Source organism: Thermaerobacter composti (assembly GCF_033582035.1).
Taxonomy (GTDB): domain Bacteria; phylum Bacillota; class Sulfobacillia; order Thermaerobacterales; family Thermaerobacteraceae; genus Thermaerobacter; species Thermaerobacter composti.
This window is the reverse complement of sequence record NZ_CP132508.1, coordinates 598,600-619,459: the sequence shown is the minus strand read 5'-3', so window position 1 is coordinate 619,459 and position 20,860 is coordinate 598,600. Positions and strand designations below refer to the sequence as shown.

Annotated in this window: 15 protein-coding genes; 5 read left to right on the top strand and 10 right to left on the bottom strand. The window is 76.0% G+C overall.

Going from position 1 to position 20,860, the window contains the following annotated elements:
• Positions 1–172: 172 nt before the first annotated feature.
• From argF to argC, 5 genes are all read right to left on the bottom strand, one after another.
• Complete coding sequence (argF, locus tag Q5761_RS02505) at positions 173–1,132, bottom strand: ornithine carbamoyltransferase (RefSeq protein ID WP_135225992.1); 960 nt, start codon at positions 1,130–1,132, stop codon at positions 173–175.
• A gap of 79 nt (positions 1,133–1,211) precedes the next feature.
• Positions 1,212–2,705 (bottom strand): aspartate aminotransferase family protein, encoded by a 1,494-nt coding sequence (locus Q5761_RS02500; protein ID WP_318751069.1) that lies wholly within the window; start codon positions 2,703–2,705, stop codon positions 1,212–1,214.
• A complete protein-coding gene (gene argB / locus Q5761_RS02495) occupies positions 2,702–3,913 on the bottom strand; it encodes an acetylglutamate kinase (RefSeq protein ID WP_318751068.1) in 1,212 nt (403 codons plus the stop codon). Before argB ends, Q5761_RS02500 begins: the two co-directional genes overlap by 4 nt.
• Before the next feature lie 132 nt (positions 3,914–4,045).
• The gene (locus tag Q5761_RS02490) at positions 4,046–5,506 is read right to left on the bottom strand and encodes a bifunctional ornithine acetyltransferase/N-acetylglutamate synthase (protein WP_318751067.1); all 1,461 of its coding nucleotides are present in this window, start codon (positions 5,504–5,506) and stop codon (positions 4,046–4,048) included.
• Between the two features lie 24 nt (positions 5,507–5,530).
• Positions 5,531–6,934, bottom strand: a complete 1,404-nt coding sequence (gene argC, locus Q5761_RS02485; RefSeq protein WP_318751066.1) for an N-acetyl-gamma-glutamyl-phosphate reductase — start codon at positions 6,932–6,934, stop codon at positions 5,531–5,533.
• A gap of 383 nt (positions 6,935–7,317) precedes the next feature.
• On the opposite strand from argC, the gene Q5761_RS02480 reads away from it, so the two are divergent.
• Entirely contained in the window at positions 7,318–8,073 is a 756-nt protein-coding gene (locus tag Q5761_RS02480) for a biotin transporter BioY (protein WP_318751065.1), read from the top strand.
• A 105-nt stretch (positions 8,074–8,178) separates the two neighbouring features.
• Here the strand turns inward: Q5761_RS02480 and pdxT are convergent, their stop codons facing one another.
• Positions 8,179–8,925: a pyridoxal 5'-phosphate synthase glutaminase subunit PdxT gene (pdxT, locus tag Q5761_RS02475; RefSeq protein WP_318751064.1), complete on the bottom strand. Its 747-nt coding sequence runs from the start codon at positions 8,923–8,925 to the stop codon at positions 8,179–8,181.
• 17 nt (positions 8,926–8,942) lie between these two features.
• Positions 8,943–9,992, bottom strand: coding sequence for a pyridoxal 5'-phosphate synthase lyase subunit PdxS (gene pdxS, locus Q5761_RS02470; RefSeq protein WP_371413453.1), 1,050 nt, complete (start codon positions 9,990–9,992; stop codon positions 8,943–8,945).
• Positions 9,993–11,054: 1,062 nt separating this feature from the next.
• On the opposite strand from pdxS, the gene Q5761_RS02465 reads away from it, so the two are divergent.
• A complete protein-coding gene (locus tag Q5761_RS02465; protein WP_318751063.1) occupies positions 11,055–12,284 on the top strand; it encodes a LysM peptidoglycan-binding domain-containing protein in 1,230 nt (409 codons plus the stop codon).
• 443 nt (positions 12,285–12,727) lie between these two features.
• Here the strand turns inward: Q5761_RS02465 and Q5761_RS02460 are convergent, their stop codons facing one another.
• From Q5761_RS02460 to Q5761_RS02450, 3 genes are all read right to left on the bottom strand, one after another.
• Positions 12,728–14,509 (bottom strand): MDR family MFS transporter, encoded by a 1,782-nt coding sequence (locus Q5761_RS02460; protein WP_318751062.1) that lies wholly within the window; start codon positions 14,507–14,509, stop codon positions 12,728–12,730.
• Positions 14,506–14,904 carry an MTH1187 family thiamine-binding protein gene (locus tag Q5761_RS02455; RefSeq protein WP_318751061.1) on the bottom strand — a complete coding sequence of 133 codons (399 nt, stop codon included), beginning with the start codon at positions 14,902–14,904 and terminating at the stop codon, positions 14,506–14,508. The genes Q5761_RS02460 and Q5761_RS02455 overlap by 4 nt, the downstream gene beginning before the upstream one ends.
• Positions 14,905–14,982: 78 nt before the next feature.
• Positions 14,983–16,584, bottom strand: coding sequence for a carboxypeptidase M32 (locus Q5761_RS02450; protein ID WP_318751060.1), 1,602 nt, complete (start codon positions 16,582–16,584; stop codon positions 14,983–14,985).
• A 386-nt stretch (positions 16,585–16,970) separates the two neighbouring features.
• Here Q5761_RS02450 and Q5761_RS02445 point away from each other — a divergent pair, with 386 nt between their 5' ends.
• The 3 genes from Q5761_RS02445 to Q5761_RS02435 all read left to right on the top strand — a co-directional run bounded on the left by Q5761_RS02445 (position 16,971) and on the right by Q5761_RS02435 (position 20,858).
• Positions 16,971–18,590, top strand: coding sequence for an alanine racemase (locus tag Q5761_RS02445; protein WP_318751059.1), 1,620 nt, complete (start codon positions 16,971–16,973; stop codon positions 18,588–18,590).
• Positions 18,587–19,690 carry a lipid II:glycine glycyltransferase FemX gene (locus tag Q5761_RS02440; protein ID WP_318751058.1) on the top strand — a complete coding sequence of 368 codons (1,104 nt, stop codon included), beginning with the start codon at positions 18,587–18,589 and terminating at the stop codon, positions 19,688–19,690. The genes Q5761_RS02445 and Q5761_RS02440 overlap by 4 nt, the downstream gene beginning before the upstream one ends.
• Positions 19,691–20,072: 382 nt before the next feature.
• Positions 20,073–20,858, top strand: a complete 786-nt coding sequence (locus Q5761_RS02435) for an enoyl-CoA hydratase/isomerase family protein (RefSeq protein WP_135224982.1) — start codon at positions 20,073–20,075, stop codon at positions 20,856–20,858.
• Positions 20,859–20,860: the final 2 nt, after the last annotated feature.

Genomic DNA, 20,860 nt, shown 5'->3' with positions numbered 1-20,860 from the left:
CCGGGCCGGCCGCCCGGCCCGCGCCCCGCGGCCGGTTCGTCCCCCGCCGCGGCCATCCCGCGCCGCCGGACCGGCGGGCCGCATCCGCCGCGCCGCACGGTGCCGCCCAGGGCGAGCCGAGCCCGCGGCGGTGGCGCCTCGGCGCCTCCCCCACCGCACCCCGGGCCATCCCTCAGGCGAGCAGGGCCAGCAGGATCGCCTTCTGGGCGTGCAGCCGGTTCTCCGCCTGGTCGAGCACCACCGAGTGGGGGCCGTCCAGCACCTCGTCGGTCACCTCCTCGCCGCGGTGGGCGGGAAGGCAATGCATGAAGATGAAGTCCGGCGCCGCGTGGGCCACCAGGCGGGCGTTGACCTGATAGGGCGCGAAGGTGCGCCGCCGCTCCTCTTCCTCCCCCTCCTGGCCCATGCTGGTCCAGACGTCGGTGTAGACCACCTCGGCCCCGCGCACGGCCGCCACGGGATCGTGCAGCACCTGGATGGTCGCGCCCGTGTCCCGCGCCAGGACCTCCGCCAGCGCCAGCACCTCCGGCCGCGGCTCGTACCCGGGCGGACAGGCCAGCCGCAGGTGCAGCCCCAGCAGGGCCGCGCCCAGCAGCCAGGTGTGGGCCACGTTGTTGCTGTCGCCCACGTAGGCCACGGTCACCCCGCGCAGCCGACCCTTGTGCTCGCGGATGGTGAGCAGGTCGGCCATGATCTGGCATGGATGGTAGAGGTCCGTCAAGCCGTTGATCACCGGGATCGAGGCGGCCTCGGCCAGTTCCTCCACGGTGGCGTGGGAGTAGGCCCGAACCATCAGGGCGTCGACGTAGCGGGAGAGGACGCGGGCGGTGTCGGCCAGGGTCTCGCCGCGGCTCAGCTGCAGCTCCCGCGGGCTCAGGTTGAGCACGCGGCCGCCCAGCTGCTGCATGCCCACCTCGAAGGACACGCGGGTCCGGGTCGACGGCTTCTCGAAGATCATGGCCAGGGTCTTGCCGTAGAGGGGCTCGCCGCCCCGGCCCCCTCGCCATTCCTGCTTCAGCGCCGCCGCCAGGTCCAGCAGGGCGGCCAGTTCGTCCGGCGTGAAATCGCTCAGCGTCAGGAAGTCCCGCCCGGCCAGGCCGGGCAGGGGTCGCGGGGATCCGGCCGCCGGCATCGCCAGCGGCCCCGGGCTCGTCGGCGTCCACGCGTCCACCGGTCTCCCTCCCGTCGCGATCTGGCGGGCCGCTCCGCGCTCACGCCGTGGCCCGGCCGACCCGGGCCAGCGCCCGCTCCAGGCGCTCGACGGCCTGGTCGAGTTCGTCCACCGTGATGGTCACCGGCGGGAGGAACCGGACCACCCGGCCACCCGCCACGGTCACCAGCAGGCCCTCCGCGAAGCAGGCCTCGACCACCGGCGCCGCCGGGCCATCCAACACCAGGCCCAGCATGAGGCCCCGCCCCCGCACCTCGCGGCATCCGGGGTAGCGGCGGGTCACGTCGACCAGGCGGGTCCGCAGGTATTCGCCGAGGCGAGCAGCCCGCTGGGGCAGGTCCTCCCCCTCGAGGACGTCCAGGGTGGCCAGCGCCGCCGCCGTCGCCAGCGGGTTCCCCCCGAAGGTCGAGGCATGGGTGCCCGGGCCCAGCACCTCCGCCAGCCGCCGGCTGGCCAGCATCGCCCCGATGGGCACCCCGTTGGCCAGCGCCTTGGCCAGGGTCACCACGTCGGGGGCGACCCCCTCCCCCTGCATGGCGAGGAAGGTCCCCGTGCGGCCGCAGCCCGTCTGCACCTCGTCGGCGATGAGCAGCAGGCCGTGGCGATCACAGAGCGCCCGCAGCCCCGCCAGGAACCCCGGCGCGGCCGGCACCACGCCGCCCTCCCCCTGGATGGGCTCCACGAGGATGGCGCAGGTCCGGGGGGTGATGGCCGCCTCGACCGCCGCCAGGTCGTTGAAGGGAACGTGCCGAAAGCCCGGCGGCAGGGGGTGGAACCCCTCGTGGTAGTGGGGCTGGCCGGTGGCGGCCAGGGCACCCAGGGTGCGGCCGTGGAAGCTGCCCTCGAAGGTGATGATCTCCGGGCCCTCCCCGGGGGCGCCGGGTTCCCCCGCAGCACGATCCGCCGTGGCGGGCGTGGCTGCCGTGGCCGCCGTCCCCCCCGCGCCATCCGCCGGCTTCCCCGCCGCCGGTCGGGACGGGGCGGACGGCGGGGCCTCCGGACCGGCCGGCGTGGCGGCCCCCGCCCCCCGGCCCACCCCGCGCGTCAGCCACCAGTACCGCCGGGCCAGCTTGATCGCCGCCTCGTTGGCCTCGGCCCCGCTGTTGGCGAAGAAGGCGCAGTCGAGACCCGTCAGGCGCGCCAGGCGCCGGGCCAGCTCCTCCTGCTGCGGGATCCGGTAGAGGTTCGAGCAGTGCACCAGCTCGCCCGCCTGCCGGCGGATCGCCTCGGTGACGGCGGGGTGGGCGTGGCCGAGGATGGTGACCCCGATCCCGCTGGTGCAGTCCAGCCACGCCCGGCCTTCGTCATCATAGAGCCATGCCCCCTCGCCGCGGACGAAGGCGACGGGGAGGCGGCGGTAGTTGGGGAAGAGATGGGAGGCGGCGTCCGGCACGCCTCCCGTCGTCCCGGTCCCGCCGGTCGGGGCGGATCCCTGGGCCGCCGCCGGTGCGGACGCCGGCCCACCCGCCCGCAGGTCCCCGCCGATGGCCTGCCGCCCGCTGCCCTTGCCGCTGCCCTGCTCGCCCCGCGTCACGCCACCCGCCCCCTCTCGCCGGCGACCACCATGGTGCCCACGCCTTCGCTGGTGAACAGCTCCACCAGCAGGGCGTGGGGCCGCCGGCCGTCGACGATGTGGACGCTGCCCGCCCCCGCGGCCAGGGCCCGCAGGCCCGCCTCGACCTTGGGCACCATCCCGCCGCGGATCTCCCCGCGGGCCATGAACGCCCTCGCCGTGTCGGCGTCCAGCCGCGAGACCACCTCGGGCTCGCCGTCGCCGTCCACGTCGGCCATCACGCCCGGCACGTCGGTGAGGAACACCAGCTTCTCCGCCCGCAGCGCCCCCGCCACGGCGGCTGCGGCGTCGTCGGCGTTGACGTTGTAACGGGTCCCCCCCTCCCCGACGGCCACAGGCGCGATCACGGGGACGAACCCGGCCTCGAGGAGCTGGAGGAGAAAGGCGGTGTTCACCCGGACGATCTCGCCCACGTACCCCAGGTCGCGTCCGCCGGGACGCTTGGGGCGCGCCACCAGCAGGCCCGCGTCGCAGCCGGCGAGGCCCACCGCGATGGGACGGCCCGCGGCCTGGTTGAGGCCGGTCACCAGGGCCTTGTTGACCTGGCCGGCCAGGACCATCTCCACCACCGCCAGCGTGGCGGCGTCGGTCACCCGCAGCCCGTCGACGAAGCGAGCCGGCAGGCCGAGGCGATCCAGCCAGGCCGTGATGGCCTTGCCGCCGCCGTGGACGACGACGGGACGGACCCCCAGGGCGCGGAGCATCGCCACGTCGCGCAGGACGCCGTCGTCCCCGCAGGCGGGCGCGGCGGGGATGCCGGCGCCCGGCGCGGCGGGTTCGGGCGGCCGGGCGTCGCCGCCGGGGGCGGGCCCGAGGGTGGAACCGCCGTGCTTGATCACCACGATGCGCCCGGCGAACCGCTGCACCCAGGGCAGCACGTCGGCCAGCACCGCAGCCCTGATCTCCGCCGACAGCCCCAGGTCGCCGTCCCCGCGGGCACCCGCCGCCACCCCATCGCCGGGCGTCGGCCCAGGGGGTGCCGTCCGCATGGGCGCCGTCACCCCATCCCCCGCCACCGGCGGCGCCGCCCCGGGATCCGCAACCGGACCGCCTTCGGTCGGCGCGGGCGCGGTCCCCGCGACTTCGCCGCCGGGCCGCGCCGCCAACGCCGACCCCGTCCGGCGATCCGCGGCCGCCGCCCCGACTTGCTCCGCGATGTCCTGGGTCAACCTCCGCTCCTCCCCTCGCTCTCGGCCGGCTCGCGGGCCCGCGGCCCCCCCGACGCCCACCGCCCCTGGGGCCGACCGGCACCGCCCCCGGCGCCCAGGGCCAGGGAGCGACGGGCCGCGGGGTCCCGCGCCTCACGTGCGGTAACTGGCGTTGATGTGGACGTAGTCCGGACTCAGGTCGCAGCCGTAGGCCCGGCCGCGGCCCGGGCCGTCGCCCACCCGGATGCGGATCGTCACCTCCGGGGAGCGCAGGTAGGCGGATGCGGCGCCCTCGTCGAAGGGCACGCCGAAGCCGCCGCGGCACACGGGGATGGGCCCCAGCTCGATGTCCACCCGCGAGGGGTCGAGCGCGACCCCCGACCGGCCGGCCGCCGCCAGGACGCGACCCCAGTTGGCGTCGGCGCCGTGGACGGCCGCCTTGACCAGGGGGGAGGCCGCCACCGTGCGGGCCACCTGGCGGGCCTCGGCGTCACCCGGCGCCCCTTCGACCTCCACGGTGATCAGGCGCGTCGCCCCCTCGCCGTCGGCGGCGATCTCCCGCGCCAGCCGGTCGCACACGGCCTCGGCCGCCGCCGCCCACGTATCCCAGCCCGGCCGCCCCGGCGCCAGCGGCGGGCCGCCCGCCCGGCCGCTGGCCAGCACGATGACCATGTCGTTGGTGCTGGTGTCGCCGTCGACGGTGATGGCGTTGAAGGTCCGGTCCACGACCTCGCGCAGCCAGTCGGCCAGGACGGCCGGCTCGATGGCGGCATCCGTGGTGATGAAGGCGAGCATGGTGGCCATGTCGGGGTGGATCATCCCCGACCCCTTGGCGGCGGCGCCGATGCGGACGAACCGGCAACGGGCCGGATCCTCCGGGGCGGCGCCCGCCTCATCCCCGGTCCCGGTCGCGGCGTCCCCCTGGCCTCGACCGCCGACCGCCGGCGAAGGCCCTTGCCCGGCGGGGCGCGCTCCCCCCTCGGCATCCCCCCTGCCGCCCGCGGGCGCAACGGGCAGGGCGCACAGCGCCCCCCACTGCTTGGGGCGGGTGTCGGTGGTGAGGATCGCCTCCGCGAAGGCGTCGCCGCCCTCGGCCGAGGTGGCCGCGGGCAGGGCCACCACGCCCTGCCGCACCGCCGCCATGGGCATGGGCTCGCCGATGACCCCGGTCTGCGCCACCGCCACCAGCTCCGGGGCGACGTCCAGCGCCGCGGCGACCAGCGCCTGGAGCTCACGGGCGTCCGTCGCCGCCCGCGGTGTGCACACGTTGGCGTTGCCGCTGTTGCAGACCACCGCCTGCAGGTATCCGCCCGTGGCCGCCAGGGCGTCCCGCGTCACGTCGAGGCACGGGGCGTGGACCCGGTTGCGGGTGTAGACCGCCGCCGCGGCGCAGGGTCCGTCGGCCACGATCCAGCCGAGGTCGGGCTTCCGTCGCTTGATGCCGCAGTGCAGGCCGGCGGCCTTGAAGCCGGCCGGGACCGTCACGCCCCAGCCCTTGCGGAGGACGAAGTCCCCCGGCGCCAGATCCTCCCCATCGACCGCCGCCGGGCGCGGAGCCTCCTTGCCAGCGGCCACCGGCGCCAGGGCACCGTCCTGCCGGTTCGTCCCGGACATCCCAAGACCCCTTCCTCCGTCGACTCAGGGGAACAAGGGCACCAGGTCGAGGCCGGTGGTCTCATCCCAACCCGCCATCAGGTTGAGGTTCTGGACCGCCTGCCCCGCCGCGCCCTTGACCAGGTTGTCGATGGCGGCGAAGACCGTGATCCACCCGCTGCGCGGGTCGTAGTGCACGCCGAGGTCGCAGAAGTTGGACCCCTGGACGTTCTTGATGGCGGGGACCTGCCCCGGCGGCAGCACGCGGACGAAGGGGCGTCCGCCGTAGAAGCCGCGGTAGAGGTCGTGGAGGGCCGCCGCCAGGTCCGCCGCCGTCGCCGGAGCCGCCGGCCGCGGGCGCGGGACGGCGCCCGCACCCGGGACCGGCTCAGGACCCGGGCCAGGGGTCGGCTGCCACTGATCGGGGTCGGTGGCCACCGCAGCGGTCGAACGCCGGCTGGCAACGCCGGCTGCGCCCCGGCTCCCGCCCGTCGGCGCTTCGCGCTGGCGATCCCCGCCCACGCCCGGGCTGCCCGCGGTCGCCGGCCGACGCGCTCCCCCGGGCGGAGCGGCAGCCTCCGGGACGACGGCATCTGCCGTCATGACGGCATCCGCCGCCACGGCGGCCGCCGTCGGACGATCCCCCGCCGGCGGCGACGGCCACCAGCCCTCTGGAGGCCGGACGTAGCAGGTGGCCAGGATCCCCCGCGTCACCGGCAGCAGGTGGGTGGTGAGCAGCACCGTGACCGGGCGGCCGGCCAGCTGCGCCAACACGTGTTCGACCTCCGGCGTGTGCTGGTGGCGGCCGACCTTGTAAGGGTAGAAGTTCTCGTTGACCTCGGCGAAGGCGGTGGCCGCCGAGGCACCCCGCCCCGCGCCGGAGACGCCGCTCTTGGCGTCGATCACCACCTGACCGCCCGCCAGGCCGCCGGCGGCCGCCAGGGGGGCCAGCGCCAGCAGCACGGCGGTGGCATAGCAGCCCGGGTTGGCCACCAGACGGGCGTCGCGGATGCGGGGGGCGAAGAGCTCGCTGAGCCCGTACACCGCCTGGGCCTGCAGCGCGGGATCGGCGGCCGGCCGGCCGTACCAGGGCTCGTAGAGGGCGGCGGGCAGGCGCAGGTCGCCGCTGAGGTCGATCACCCGCACGCCGCGGTCGGCCGCCGCCGGGAACACCCGGCCCAGGAGCTCGGCGGCCTGGCCGTGGGGCAGGGCGAGGAAGACGAGATCCGGCTCCAGCTCGTCCCATAGGGCCGGACTGGCCGCATCGGCCAGATCCAGGTCGACGATGCCCCGCAGGTGGGGGAACACCGCCGCCATGGGCTCACCGGCCCGGGACGAACCGGCCACCGCCACCAGCTCCACCCGCGGGTGCCGCACCAACAGCCGCACCAGCTCGCCGCCCGCGTACCCACTGGCACCGAGGACCGCCACCCGCACCGCTGCCGTCACCGTCCGTCCTTGGGATTGGCTGCACCCGCCCGGTGCGTCGGATGCAACTTGCGTATGAGTATACGACCGTTTGTATATTAATGCAATCCTGCACGACGCGCCCCTCGACCCCGCTCCGCCTCCGGAAGGTCCGAACGCGACCCATCGCGGGATCCACAGCCCGCGGCAGGGCGTCAAAGCCTCGCGTCCGTCGTCTGGCGGGCTCCATCCGGGCCAATTGTTAACCAAACACATGTTTTTGTTGACGGACCCGGCTCGCCACGGTACGCTGGTCCCGTCGCCCCGCCGGGCCGACCCGCCCGCCTCCCCACGGGCGAGGCCAGGTGCCCGCGGGGCGGGGCGATGCTTCGACGCATCCCGAACCCATCCCGGGAGGGATCGCGATGACCAGGGATCACGAGCCCGCCAAGGGCGCCGCGAGGCGCACCTCCACCGGCACCGGGGGATCCGATGCGCCCACCCTCCCCGCGGCCGGCCCCGATCCCGTCCATGCCACCGCCCACGCCCAAGGGACCGTCGGTCGCACTGCCGCCGCGGCACCGGCGGCGGCCACCCCTCCCCTGCAGCCAGGGGCGGCGACCCGCGGGGCGCCTACCCGTCCGCTGGTCCTGGCCGGCATGCTGGCGGCCCTGACGGCCGTGTTGGCCTACCTCCGCATCCCCCTGCCCTTCACCCCCGTGCCCATCACCGGGCAGACCCTGGGCGTCATGCTCTCGGGGCTTCTCCTGGGGCCCCGTTGGGGGTTCGCCGCCCAGCTCACCTACCTCTTGCTGGGCATCGCCGGGGTGCCGGTGTTCGCCGGCGGGCAGGCGGGCCTCGCCCCGGTGATGGGGCCAACCGGCGGCTACCTGCTGAGCTATCCCCTGGCCGCGTGGCTCGTCGGATGGCTGGCGGACGGCGGATCGCCCGGCACCCGCGTCCCGGGGTTCGGCCGGGCCTTCCTCGCCGCCCTGGCGGGCGGGGTCGTCCTGGTGTATGCCGTCGGCGCCCCCTGGTTCGCCCTGCACGCCGGGGCAGCCTGGAGGCAGGTGTGGGTCGGGGCGGTGCTGCCGTTCATCCCGGGTGACGTGGCCAAGGCCGTGGTCGCCGCGATCCTGGGACCGCGGGTGCGCCGCGCCCTCGCCAACCCCGTCCGCTGAGCGGCCGGCTGCAACCGGAACCGGTCGGAACCCGCGGGAACCGGTGGACCGCGGCCTCGGAGCCCGCGAGGGGCGGCGCCCCCCGCCCGCGGGGCGGGGGGCCGGTCAGCCGGCCCGGGTGGCCAGGGTCAGGAAGTGGCGCACCAGGCGAAGGTCGTCCACCAGCTCCGGGTGGAAGGCGCTGGCCAGGTGACGTCCCTGCCGGACCAGCACCGGGTGCCCCCGCCAGGTGGCCAGCACCTCGACCCCTGGCCCCACGGCCCGCACCACCGGCGCCCGGATGAACACCGCGCGCACCGGCGCCTCGCCCAGGGCGGGGACGGGCAGGTCGACCTCGAAGCTGTCCACCTGCCGGCCGTAGGCGTTGCGCTCCACCGTCACGTCCAGCACCCCGAGCCGCGGGGGAGCACCCCCCAGCACCTCCCGGGCCAGCAGGATCATGCCGGCACAGGTGCCGAAAAGGGCTAGGGTCCCGGCCGCGGCCCGCGCGCGCAGCGGTTCCAAGAGACCGGCCCGCTCCATCATCCGGCCGATGGCCGTGCTCTCCCCGCCGGGGAGGACGAGCCCCTCGAGCCCCTCCAGGTCGCCGGGGGTCCGCACCGACCGGACCTCGGCCCCCGCCCGGGTCAGCGCGGTGCGGTGTTCCTCCACGTCGCCCTGAAGGGCCAGCACGCCCACCCGCGGCCGGCCATCGCCCCCACGGGCCGGCGCCGGGCCGGCGCCACCGGCGGTCCGGTGGACGCCGCCCCGTGGGGCCTCCCGCCGGTTCGTCCACCCGACCGCCGGACCCCCGGTCGGACGGCCGCGATCCCGCCCTGCATCGCCCACGAACGCCTGGCTGCCTCCGTGCATCGGACGTCGACCTCCCGTCACCCGCCCCGCTGCTGCATCCGCTGGCCTTCCCCCAGGGTGTGGGCCGCGATGCCCGGCATCGCCTCGCCCAGGCCGCCGGAGACCTTCGCCAGCCACGCCGGGTCGTCGTAGTGGGCCACGGCTTCGACGATGGCGCGGGCCCGGGCCGCGGGGTTGGCGGACTTGAAGATGCCCGAGCCGACGAAGACGCCGTCGGCGCCGAGCTGCATCATCAGCGCCGCGTCGGCCGGCGTGGCGATGCCCCCGGCGGCGAAGTTCACCACGGGCAGACGCCCCAGCCGGCGCACTTCGCGCAAGAGCTCGCAGGGCGCCCCCAGCTCCCGCGCCAGGGCGACCAGCTCCTCGTCGCCGGCCTCCCGGACCCGGCGGATCTGCTCGTTCATCCGCCGCATGTGCCGCACCGCCTCGGCCACGTCCCCCGTGCCGGGCTCGCCCTTGGTGCGGATCATCGCCGCGCCCTCGGCGATGCGGCGCAACGCCTCGCCCAGGTCGCGGGCGCCGCAGACGAAGGGCACCGTGAAGGCGTGCTTGTCGATGTGGTAGCGCTCGTCGGCGGGCGTAAGCACCTCGCTCTCGTCGATGAAGTCGACGCCCAACGCCTCGAGGATCTGCGCCTCGACGAAGTGCCCGATGCGGCACTTGGCCATGACGGGGATGGTCACCGCCTCCATGATGGCGCGGATTCGCTCCGGGTCGGCCATCCGGGCGACGCCGCCTGCCGCCCGGATGTCCGCCGGCACGCGCTCCAGGGCCATCACCGCCACGGCGCCGGCCTCTTCGGCGATGCGGGCCTCGTCGGGGGTGGTGACGTCCATGATCACCCCGCCCTTGAGCATTCGGGCGAGGCCGGTCTTCAGGCGCCACGTCCCCTGGAGCGGTCGGGGGCGGTCCTGGTCGTCACGGGTCTCCGGCGACCCGGCCGCCGCGACGGTCGCGCCGGGCGTCGCGATGGCCGTGCTGCCCCCTCCCTCCGCCCGGCCCCCCGCCGGGGACGGGGTGGCCGATCCTGCCGGAGGCTGGTCCAGCACGTGCTGTGGAACCGTCACCGGCATCCCCTCCCACCTCGCCACCGGCACCGCCCGCGGTGCACCGACCCTGCCCTGGGCGGCTCGCTGCGCCGGGCCGCCACCGGGCCCCGCGGCGAGCGGGGCCGGACTGGCGGCAGCACCGGCGCCCCGGGCCTGCGAGCCCTGGACCTGCCACGGGAAACGAAAGGCCCGACGCCACCCCGGGCGGGATGGACGCCGGGCAGAGGGCTGCGGCCGGACCGCCAAGCCGTCGCGGGCTTGCGGCCCCGGGCCGTGCCGGACGGGAGGGGGCGCGTCGCGGATCCGCCGGCTCCTGCGGCTTCACCGGCGAGGGCGGGTCCCGAGCTCTCCCAAGCCGGTGGCCCCGGGTCCCACCCGGTGCGACGGTCCAGGCCGTGGCAAGCCGACGGCCCCGGGTCCCGCCCTCGGCGGCGGTCCAGGCCGTGGGACCGTCACCGCCGCCGGCGGATGCCCCTGGCCGCCGACCCATCACCACACGCCCCGCAGGCCGCCGGGGCCCGCTGCGCCCTCACCGTCCGGGTGCGCCGCCTCTGCCCGATCGGACTATACCGTCGGCTCCGGATTCTCACCGGATCGACCGCCGAGGCTGGCAGGCTCGTGGGCTGGCCCCGTCGCGGACCGCAGGCTCCAGGACCCGCACGGATCCCCGGACCCCGGGTCCGCCCGCTGCAGCACGAAGGCCGCTGCACCCGCCTTCCGCCCGTCGGAGCCGCCCCATCACTGCCGGTCGGGAATTGGCGCCGGCGCACGGCTGCGCCCGGCGCCTCACCCTGCCCCAAAGGAACGGCACACCACGGTGTCGATGCCTGGGTTGTTACCTCTTACGATCGCCCGGTGGGGCCGGCGTGTCAACGGGTTCAAAGGTGGATGCCACCGCATCGCACGGCGGCGATGCCCGGGGACCGGGACCGGCCGACCCCGTCGCGCGCCGCCCCTCGGGCGGCCGTCACCCCCGGCCAGGATCGACGCCCGTTCGCCTGCACGATCGCCCAAGCTTCACCCCGCACCGGGACCGGGCCGCACCCGCCGTCATAGATCGCCGTGGGAGGTGGAACACCCATGGTCCATGACGACCTGCCCGTGGTCGACCCCACGCCCGGCACCCGGGGGGAGGAGCCCCACGGAGCCCGCGCCGACGAGTCCGGCGCGATCCGTTCCGACGAACCCGGCGGCGCCGCCGAGCAGGCGGCCACCGCGGAGGGCACCGGGGCGGAGACGGCCGCCGGCCATCAGCCCCAGCTGCCGCCCCCGCCGCCGTGTCCCAACGGGTTCATCTACACGGCGCAGCCGGGGGACACCCTGTTCCTGATCGCCCAGCGCTTCGGGGTGACGCTGCAGGCCCTGATCCAGGCCAACCCGCAGATCCCGGACCCCAACACGATCTTCCCCGGCCAGCGGATCTGCGTGCCCACCGGGGTCGTGGTGCCGCCCCCGCCGCCCGCGTGCCCCGGCGGCTTCATCTACCGGGTCCAACCGGGCGACACGCTGTTCTTCATCGCCCAGCGCTTCGGGGTGACGCTGCAGGCCCTGATCCAGGCCAACCCGCAGATCCCCGACCCCAACGTGCTGGTGCCGGGACAGCTGATCTGCGTGCCGACGATCCCGACGGCGCCGCCCCCGCCCCCGCCGCCCTGCCCCAACGGCGTCCTGTACATGGTGGCGCCGGGCGACACGCTGTTCCTGATCGCCCAGGCCTTCGGCGTCACCCTGCAGCCGCTGATCGCCGCCAACCCGCAGATCCCGGACCCGAACCTGATCGTCCCGGGGCAGCTGATCTGCGTCCCCACGGGGGGCCCGGCGCCGCAGGTGCCGACGGTGGAGTGCTGCATGCTGCTGTTCCGCACCGCCAACGTGCCGCGGGGCCCCGAGGCGGGGGGCGTGACCCGGATCTTCCAGTCGGCGGCGGTGGGAGCCAACGCCCTGATCGCCACCATCGACCTGCCGGCCCCGTCCACCTTCGGGGGTGCCACCTTCGTCGCCTGGTTGCGGGGCGTGGCCCCCGACGGCCGCACGGTCAAGGTGCCCCTGGTGCGGACGAACCCGCTGCTGACGCCGCGGGTCTGGGCGGGGTCGCTGGCGCTTCCGGCGGGACGGCAGCTGGCACCCTTCAACGACCTGATCGTGACCGCCGAGATCAGCGCCGACGTGATGACGCCCAGCCTCAACCGGATCGTGCTGATCGGGCTGTTCGCCCAGTGCCAGCCCCAGTTCGCCGGCGGCCCCTGGGTGGGCGGCAAGGGCAAGGCCGGCGATCTCGCCGGCGCGGGCGGCTCCGGCTGCTGCAGCTAGGCCTTGAGGGGCCCGGCCGGCATGGGCGAACCGGATCCGGAGGCGGGGGCGGCCCCGCCTCCCGGCGACGCGGGCCGCGGACGAACCCGCCACCCGGCTCCGCGGTCTCGACGGCGGCGCCGTGGCCTCGATGGCGCCTCCGCCGCCTCGGTGGCCGCTCCGCGGTCGCGGTGGCGGCCCCGGGAGGTGGATCGCACCGCGGTGGCCGCTCCGCGGTCGCAGCGGCGGCTCGCGGAGGTGGATCGCCCGTCGCCCTGAGGGCGATCGGAGAGGGCGGAGGGGCGGCCGGACGGGCGGTCCAGGGCACGCCGGAGGCCGAGCAGGCGAAGGCGCCGCCGGGGGCGGAGCACCCAGGTGCCCCGCCCCCGGCGGCGCCGCTCCCCTTGGGGGTCGCACGGCGCCATGGCTTGCCGTCGGCCGGATGCTCCGGCGCCCCCTCCCTCCTACGCACCCCCCGCTTCCCCGGCATCCACCGGGGCGGCGCCGGCCGGTTCCACCGACCGGGGCAGGCTGCGGACGATGGGGAGCACCCCCAGCGCCAGGAGCATCACCACGGCCATCGCCGCGTGGAACGCGTCGGCCAGGGCCTGCCGCAGCGCCGCCAGGGCCGCCGGATCCAGGGTCGCCCGGCGGCTCGCGTCGAGCAGCCAGTTGCCCGCGTCGGCACCCAGGCGCGCCAGCTCGGGATGTCCGGCCTGCATCAGCGCCCCCTCGAGGCGGGCGTTGATCACCCCGCCCAGCAACGCCGCCCCGACGGCGCTGCCCAGCATGCGGGCGAAGGCCTGCGACCCCGTGGCCACCCCCCGCTCGTGGCGGGGCACGGACTCCTGGATCGACACGATGTACGTCGTCATGGTCAGGCCCATGCTGACGCCGACCAGGAAGCAGCCCGCCGCCACCTGCCAGGGTGACGCACCGGCGTCCGCCAGAAACAGGACCGCCACCCCGGCGACCCCGAAGAGCGCACCGGCCGTCGCGGTGCCCCGGAAGCCCCAGCGCAGCATCAGCCGCCCCGACAGCGAGCTGGCCAGCGGCCACCCGATGGAGAGGGTGGCCACGGCAAAGCCGGCCACCACCGGCGCGTGCCCCAGCACGCCCTGGACGAAGGTGGGTACCGTGGACGAGAGGCCGATCAAGACGACGCCGCCCACCAGGCCGCCCAGGTTGCCCGCGCGGAGGACCGGCCGGCCCAAGAGCTCCAGCGGCAGCAGCGGGTCCGGCGCCCGCCGCTCCTGCCGCACGAAGAGCCAACCCGCCGCCAGGCTGACCGCGAGCAGCGCCGCCGTCGTCCCCGAAAGCCACGGCCAGGCGCTGCCGCCCTCCACCAGCTGCACCAGGAGGGCGCTGACCGCCACCACCATCCAGAGGGAGCCGGCCAGGTCGACGGACACCCGGCCGTGGCGCGGCGGCTCGTGGAGGAACAGGGCGATGCCCGCCATGGCCAGCAGGCCGATGGGCAGGTTGATGTAGAAGACCCACGGCCAGCCGGCGTACTGCACCAGCAGCCCGCCGGCCGCCGGTCCGACCACCGCCGAGATGCCCCAGACGCTGGAGAGGTACCCCTGCACCCGGGCGCGCTCCTCGAGCCGGTACAGATCGCCGACGATGGTCATCGTGATGGGCTGCACGGCCCCGGCCCCGAGTCCCTGGAGGGCGCGGAAGGCCACCAGCTGCTCGATGGTGGCCGCCGTGCCGCAGAGCGCCGATCCCAGCAGGAACAGCCCGGCGCCCGCCAGGAACACCGGCTTCCGCCCGAAGAGATCGGCCAGCTTCCCGTAGATGGGCACCGAGGCCGCCGACGTCAGCATGAAGGCCGAGATCACCCAGCTGAAGCGGGAGAAGCCGCCGAGGTCGGCGACGATGGACGGGATCGCCGTGGCGACGATGGTGCCCTCGATGGCGGCCATGAACATGGCCAGCATCAACGCGGCCAGGATCCATCCCTTGGGGGACGAACCGGCCACCGCCGACGACGCCGCCAGGTGCCTCGAGGGCCCCTCCGCCGGCTCGCCCCGAGGGGGCGAGCCGGCGCCACGGGCGGCGGAAGCAGCGGGGTCGCCGGCGCGCGGGCCCGCCGGGCCCGCGGCCCCGCTCCGGTCGCCGTCCGGGGCAGCCGGGTCGGCCACCGCACCCGGACCCGACAGGCCCGCCCGGGTCGCGGGACGAGCCGCGGCGGGGCTGACGGCACCCGCCCCGCAGCCCGGATGGCGGCGCCGCTCCTTCATGACCGCCGGCCTCCGGCCGACCGGTCGCCATCCCCCGCCGACAGGCCGGGGGAGGCCCCGCCCTTCGCGCTCGCCCCGCCCCCCGAGCCCCCGCGGGCCGCCAGCTGCCGTTCCACGACGGCCACCTTCTCCTCCATGGTCTGGGGACGGTCGCGGCGGTCGTCGATCTTGATCACGGTGGACACCCGTTGGGCTCCGCCGGCGAACATCGCCTCGTGCATCTGGCGGATCAAGGCGAGGATCTCGTCCAGATCGCCCTCCAGGGTGGTGAACATGGGTCCGACCTGATAGCGAACCCGGTCCTGGGCGGCCAGCACCTCGAGGGCCCGCGCCACCCACGGGCTGACGCTTACCCCCTCCCCCACCGGGGCGATGCTGACGGCGACGATGGCCACCCTCACCACCTCCCTAGCGGGTCGCCTCCGCGCCCGGCCGCTCGCGACCCGTACCCGCCCCCATCGCCCGGCACCGGTTCACAGCCCGTAGAGCTCCCCGTACTTCCGCCGCACGTAGCGCAGGAAGGCTTCCTCGCCGAGCTCGCTCCCCGTGGCCCGCCGCACCAGCTCCAGCGGCTCGTAGCGGGCGCCGTGGCGATGGACGTGCGCCCGCATCCAACGCAAGACGCCGCCCAGATCGCCCCGGGCGATCTGCTCGGGCAGGGCCGGTTCGTCCCGCAAGGCCGCCTCCCAGAGCTGCAGGGCGATCAGGTTGCCCAGGGCGTAGCTCGGGAAGTAGCCGAAGCCGCCCCAGGACCAGTGGATGTCCTGCAGCACGCCCTCCCCGTCGTCGGCGGGCTCGAGGCCGAGGTAGGCGCGGGTCTTCTCCCGCCAGGCGGCGGGCAGCTCGTCCACGGGCAGGTCCCCGTCCAGCAGGGCCAGCTCCAGCTCGAAGCGCAGCATGATGTGGAGGTTGTAGGTCACCTCGTCGGCGTCGACCCGGATCAGCGAGGGGCGGGAGCGGTTGACCGCCCGGTACATCGCCTCCGCGTCGACCCCCGCCAGCTGGTGCGGGAACCGCGCCTGGACCTTGGGGAAGAAGAAGATCCAGAACTCCCGGGACCGGCCGATCACGTTCTCCCACAGGCGGCTCTGGGACTCGTGCACCGCCGACGAGGCGCCGTCGGCCAGGGGCGTCCGTTGCCAGGCCGTGGGGAGGCCCTGTTCGTACAGGCCGTGGCCCCCCTCGTGCAGGCTGCTGAACAGGGCCGGACCGAAGACGGTCGGGTCGACCCGCGTGGTCAGCCGGACGTCGCCCGGCGAGAGACCGGCGGTGAACGGGTGGATGGAGCGGTCCTGGCGTCCGCGGCGGAAGTCGAAGCCGATGGCCCGCAGCGCCTCCAGGGTCAACGCCCACTGGTCCGCCTCGGGGAAGTCGCCGCGCAGGAAGTCGTCCCGCACCCGGTCCTGGCGCTCGGCGATGGCCTGGACCAGGGGAAGCAGGCCCGCCTTCAGGCGGGCGAAGAGCTCCCGCACCTGCCGGGTGCGCATGCCGGGCTCGTGCTCCTCGAGCAGCGCATCGTAACGCTCCTCCGCATAGCCCAGGGCATCGGCCATCTGCCGCCGGAGCTCGATCAGGCGGGCCAGCGCCGGGGCGAAGGGTGCGAAGCGCCGCTGGGCGCGGGCCTCCACCCAGGCCTGGTACCCCTGGGACGACGCCCGGGCCAGCTCGGCCACCAGGTCGGGCGGGACGCGGCGGGACCGGTCGTACTCGCGGCGGGTGACGCGCAGCAGCGCCGCGGCGTCGCTCTCGGGGTCCAGCTGCGCCGCCCACGGGGCCAGCTCGTCGAGCCACTCCCCCACCTCGGGGGCGGTGAAGGCCTGGTGGGCCAGGCGGCTCAGGGTGGCCTTCTGCTCGGCCCGGGCGGCCGCCCCGCCCGGTGGCATGTTGACCTCCTCGTCCCAATGGAGCAGGGAGGTCGTGGCGCGCAGGTCGCTGACCTGTCCGAGCCGCTCCAGCAGGCGGTGGTAGGCCGGCGGGGCATCGGGCGGGACGAGGCGCGACCCGTTCCCCGGGTCGCCGGCGACCCGTGTCCCCTCCCCCGCCACCGCTCCGGCACTGGCGTCGATGTCGGCCACGAGACCGTCTCCTTTCCCAGCCCCCGGGGCGCGGCAGGCCTCCCGCCGGCCGCCCACGCCCAAGGCCCCTGGCCGGCCGCATCGTCGGCGCCCAGGGGGTCTTGCCTTCCGGCGCCCCGGGGGCTTTCCTTAGATATGTTGCGGTTCTGCGGCCAGCCCGTCAAAGCCTGCCAGCCCAGGCGCATGGGGCGCGGCGGCGCCGGCCAGCCTGTGACCGGAGGAGAGGAGCGCCCCCAGGCGGCGGCGAAGGTGCCCAGCGACGATCCGCGGGGACCGGGCACGGCCCGGCCGACGCGGGGTGCTGGAGGACGGGGCCAACCCACCGCGCCGGCCGTCCGGGCGGGCGTCACGGAACCCAAGGGGCTCTGGGGGAAAGGACATCGACCGTGGACCACCGTGGGGCAGCGGACGCCGCCATCGGGACGGCCGGTTCCTGGCCCGCCGAACTGGTCGCCGCCCTCGCCCGGGCACGCATCGAGGTCGACCTCGACGTCCTGGCGGCGAATCTGGCGGCGGTGCGCCGGTTCGTCCGACCGGGAACCCGGATCCTGGCCGTGGTCAAGGGCGACGCCTACGGGCTGGGGGCGGAGCTGGCGGCCCGTGCCCTGGTGACCGCCGGCGCCGACGGGATTGGCACCGACACCCTCGAGAGCGCCCTGCGCCTGCGACGGGCCGGGATCCCCGGGCCGATCCTGGTGTTCCAACCCGTCGAGGGCGCCCTCGCCCCCCATTGGGTGCAGGCGGGCCTGACCGCCACCGTCCACGACATGGCCTCCCTTCGGGCCCTGGCACGCGCGGTGGAGGCGGTGGGCGCGGCGGCGGACGTCGGTCCGGGGCCGGATGCCGCCGGTGCGGCCGCCAGGGCTCGGCCGATCCCGGACGCCGCCGTCGGGGCGGCCTCGTGGGCCGAGGGGCCGGGCACGCCACGGCCGGGGGCGGCGGTGGAGCCGGCGCCGGCGGGTCCGCGGGCCGTCGAGAGCCTGCCGACCGTCGATGCCCCGGGAGCGAGCCCGGGGACCGGGTCCTGCCCCGGGTGCCCCGTCCACCTCGAGGTCGACATGGGCTTCGGCCGGGGCGGCTTCCGCCCCGGCGAGGTGGCGGCGGCGCTGGCGGCCGCCCGCGACCTGCCCGGGGTCCGGATCGAGGGGCTCTACACCCACCTGCCCACCGCCGTGCGGCCGCGCCTGGCGCTGCGCCTGCTGGAGCGGTTCCTGCGCCTCGTGGAGGAGCTGGAGCGGGCGGGCTTGCGACCGCCGGTGGTCCACTGCGCCGAGAGCCACCTGCTGGTCCTGGCCCCCGACGCCCAGCTCGACCTGGTACGGGTCGGCAACCTGCTCTACGGTTACGCCCCCCGGGCGGCGCGGCGGGCGGGCCTGGACGTCCGTCGGCCCTCGCGGCTGCTGGTGCGGGTCCGCTCCGTGCACCCCTGCGGGGCGCTGGCTCCGGGGTACCGCGGCGCCTGGGCACGCCGCGGCGCGCCGGTGGCGGTCCTGCCCGTCGGCCTGGCCGACGGCTTGCGCCCGGGGCGCGAGCCCCGATTCTGGCACGACCGCCTGTTGGTGCTGGGCCGGCGGCTGCTGGACGCCCTGGGGCGCGGGCGGCTGGCGGGGCTGGCCGGCCTGCCGCCAGGACCGCGGCTGCGCGTGCACGGGCGGGAGGTGCCCCTGCGGGGCGAGTTCATGATGAACCACTGCCTGGTCGACGCGTCGGGGCTCGACCTCCAGCCCGGCAGCGAGGTGGAGCTGGTGGTCGGGCGGTTGACCGCGCCCGCCCACCTGCCCGTGGTGTACCGGCGGGGCGGGTGCCCGGTGGCCGTCGCATGGCCCGGACGACAGGTGCTGGACGTGGCTCCGGGAGGCTGGGGCGGAAGCGGAGGGACCCAGCCGTCCGCGGTGGCGGCATCGTCCCCGACCCCCGCGGCGCCGGCCGACGCAGCCCTCGGTCCGCCTGCCCTCCCGGGTTGCGGCCGCGATCCCGACGGTTGGGAGAGGGAGAGGATGGGATGAACCGGCCCCGCTCGCTGCGCGTGGAGCCGGCCCGGGAGCCGGACCGCGAGGCCTACGACCGCGCCGTGGCCGCTTGCGGCAAGCCCCACTTCATGCAGCTGTGGGGCTGGGGCGAGGTGAAGCGGACCACCGGGTGGGAGCCCCTGCGCTTCCTCGCCCGCGACGGCTCGGCCATCCGGGGCGCCCTGACGGTCCTCTGCCGTCGCCTGCCCGGCCTGGGCGCGGTGTTCTACGCGCCGACGGGCCCGGCGGTGGACTATCGCCACCGCGCCGTGGTGGAGGCGCTGCTCGCGGCGGCGGCGGACGAGGCCCGGCGCCGCCGGGCGGTGATGTTGCGCATCGACCCCGACATCCCCGTCCAGCACCGGGACGCCGTCGCGCTGCTGGACCGGCTGAGCTTTCGCCGCGGGACGGAGGCCACGGCCTTCGAGGGCCTGCAACCGCGGTTCGTCATGCGCCTCCCGCTGGCCCCGACCCCCGAGGAGACCCTGGCCCGCTTCGAGGCGAAGACGCGGTACAACATCCGCTACGCCGCGCGCCACGGCGTCACCACCCGGGCGGCCGCCAGCGAGCAGGACCTGGCCGCCTTCTACCGCCTGCTCCAGCTCACCGCCGCCCGGCAGCGCTTCGCCATCCGGGCCTTCTCCTACTACGAGGCCCTCTGGCGCCATCTGATCGCGCCCGGCCACGGGCGCGTCTTCCTCGCGGAATACCAGGGTCGGCCGGTGGCGGGGGTCATGGTGTTCCGCTGTGGCGACGTCGTCTGGTACCTCTACGGTGGCACCGACTACGCGGCCCGCAAGGTGATGCCCAGCCACGCGGCCCAGTGGGCGGCGATCCGCTGGGCCATCGCCGAGGGATGCCGGATCTACGACTTCCGCGGCGTGTCCGGCAACCTCGACCCGGCCGATCCCCACTACGGGCTGTATCGCTTCAAGAAGGGCTTCGGCGCCGAGCTGGTCGAGTACGTGGGCGAGTTCGAGCGGGTGTTCGCGCCCCTGCGCTACTGGGCCTTCCGCGGCGCCTTCGCGGCCCGTCGCCGCCTGCTGCGGCTCCTGCGGCGCCGGCGCGCCGCCCCATCGCCGGCCGACGCCGAGTAGACCGGCGCTCCCGGCGCCGACGAGCGGCGCCACGCCCGCGCAGGACGACGTCCGAGCGGGCCGATCCGGCGGAACCGGCGAACGGGACGAACCCGGCCCCTGCGCACCGCCCCTGCGGGGAGACGGGGCGTGGCGACCCGCGCGGTCGCACGCGCCGCGGATGGGCGGTTTCGCAGCGCCGGGAGTGGCGGGCCGCCCGGCAGGGGCGGCCCTTCCGGCCATGGAACTCCTCTTCCGTCGGGAGCCGTCTCGCCCCGTCCTCATCCAGACGCCCCGACCCCGGAGGGGCGGCGACCGGCCCCGCGGGCCGGTCGCCGCCGGGGCCAGGTCCCCGGGATCCGATCCGCCTTGGGCAGACCGGGTGGGATGGAGGTGGACCGTCGTGGAGGGCACCCATGTCCAGCTGGAGTGGCCCCAGCGCGACGTGGCCCTGGTGCGACTCAACCGGCCCGAGCGGATGAACGCCTTCGACACCGCCATGGCGCAGGGGCTCGCCGCCTGCTTCGAGGACCTGCACCGGCGCACCGACCTCAGGGCGGTGGTGCTCTGCGGCGCCGGCGAGCGGGCCTTCTGCACCGGTGCCGACCTGAAGGAGCGGGCCACGCTGGACGAACAGGCCTGGTTCGCCCAGCACCACGTCTTCCAGCGCATGTTCCGAGCGGTGGCGGAGACTCCCGTGCCGGTGATCGCGGCGGTGCGGGGCTATTGCCTGGCGGGCGGCTTCGAGATCGCGCTAAATTGCGACTTCATCGTGGCGGCGGCCGACGCGCGGTTCGGGCTGCCGGAGGTCACCCGGGGCATCATGCCCGGCGGTGGCGCCACCCAGATCCTGCCGCGGGTGGTGGGCGAGGCGTGGGCCAACCGGCTGATCATGACCGGCGAGATCATCGACGTCGAGACCGCCCGGCGCATCGGGCTGGTCACCGAGGTCACCGAGCCGGAGCGCGTGGTGACGCGCGCCCTCGAGCTGGCCGCCGTGATCGCCGCCAACGCCCCCATCGCCGTGCGGCAAGTCAAGCAGGCCGTCCGCGCCAGCCGTTCCCTGGGATGGGAGGAGGGCCGCCGCCGCGAACTGGAACTCTACGCCGCCTGCGTCCCCACCGACGACCGCCGCGAGGGCATGCGGTCCTTCCTCGAGCGGCGGCGGCCGGTGTTCCGGGGTCGCTGAGC

What these genes read in the sequence shown, in the direction of transcription:
- Q5761_RS02440 (WP_318751058.1), top strand. Translation starts at nt 18,587, where the DNA reads ATGAACCGGCCCCGCTCGCTGCGCGTGGAGCCGGCCCGGGAGCCGGAC.
- Q5761_RS02480 (WP_318751065.1), top strand. Translation starts at nt 7,318, where the DNA reads ATGACCAGGGATCACGAGCCCGCCAAGGGCGCCGCGAGGCGCACCTCC.
- Q5761_RS02460 (WP_318751062.1), bottom strand. Translation starts at nt 14,509, where the DNA reads ATGAAGGAGCGGCGCCGCCATCCGGGCTGCGGGGCGGGTGCCGTCAGC.
- Q5761_RS02490 (WP_318751067.1), bottom strand. Translation starts at nt 5,506, where the DNA reads ATGTCCGGGACGAACCGGCAGGACGGTGCCCTGGCGCCGGTGGCCGCT.
- argF (WP_135225992.1), bottom strand. Translation starts at nt 1,132, where the DNA reads ATGCCGGCGGCCGGATCCCCGCGACCCCTGCCCGGCCTGGCCGGGCGG.
- pdxT (WP_318751064.1), bottom strand. Translation starts at nt 8,925, where the DNA reads ATGCACGGAGGCAGCCAGGCGTTCGTGGGCGATGCAGGGCGGGATCGC.
- Q5761_RS02465 (WP_318751063.1), top strand. Translation starts at nt 11,055, where the DNA reads ATGGTCCATGACGACCTGCCCGTGGTCGACCCCACGCCCGGCACCCGG.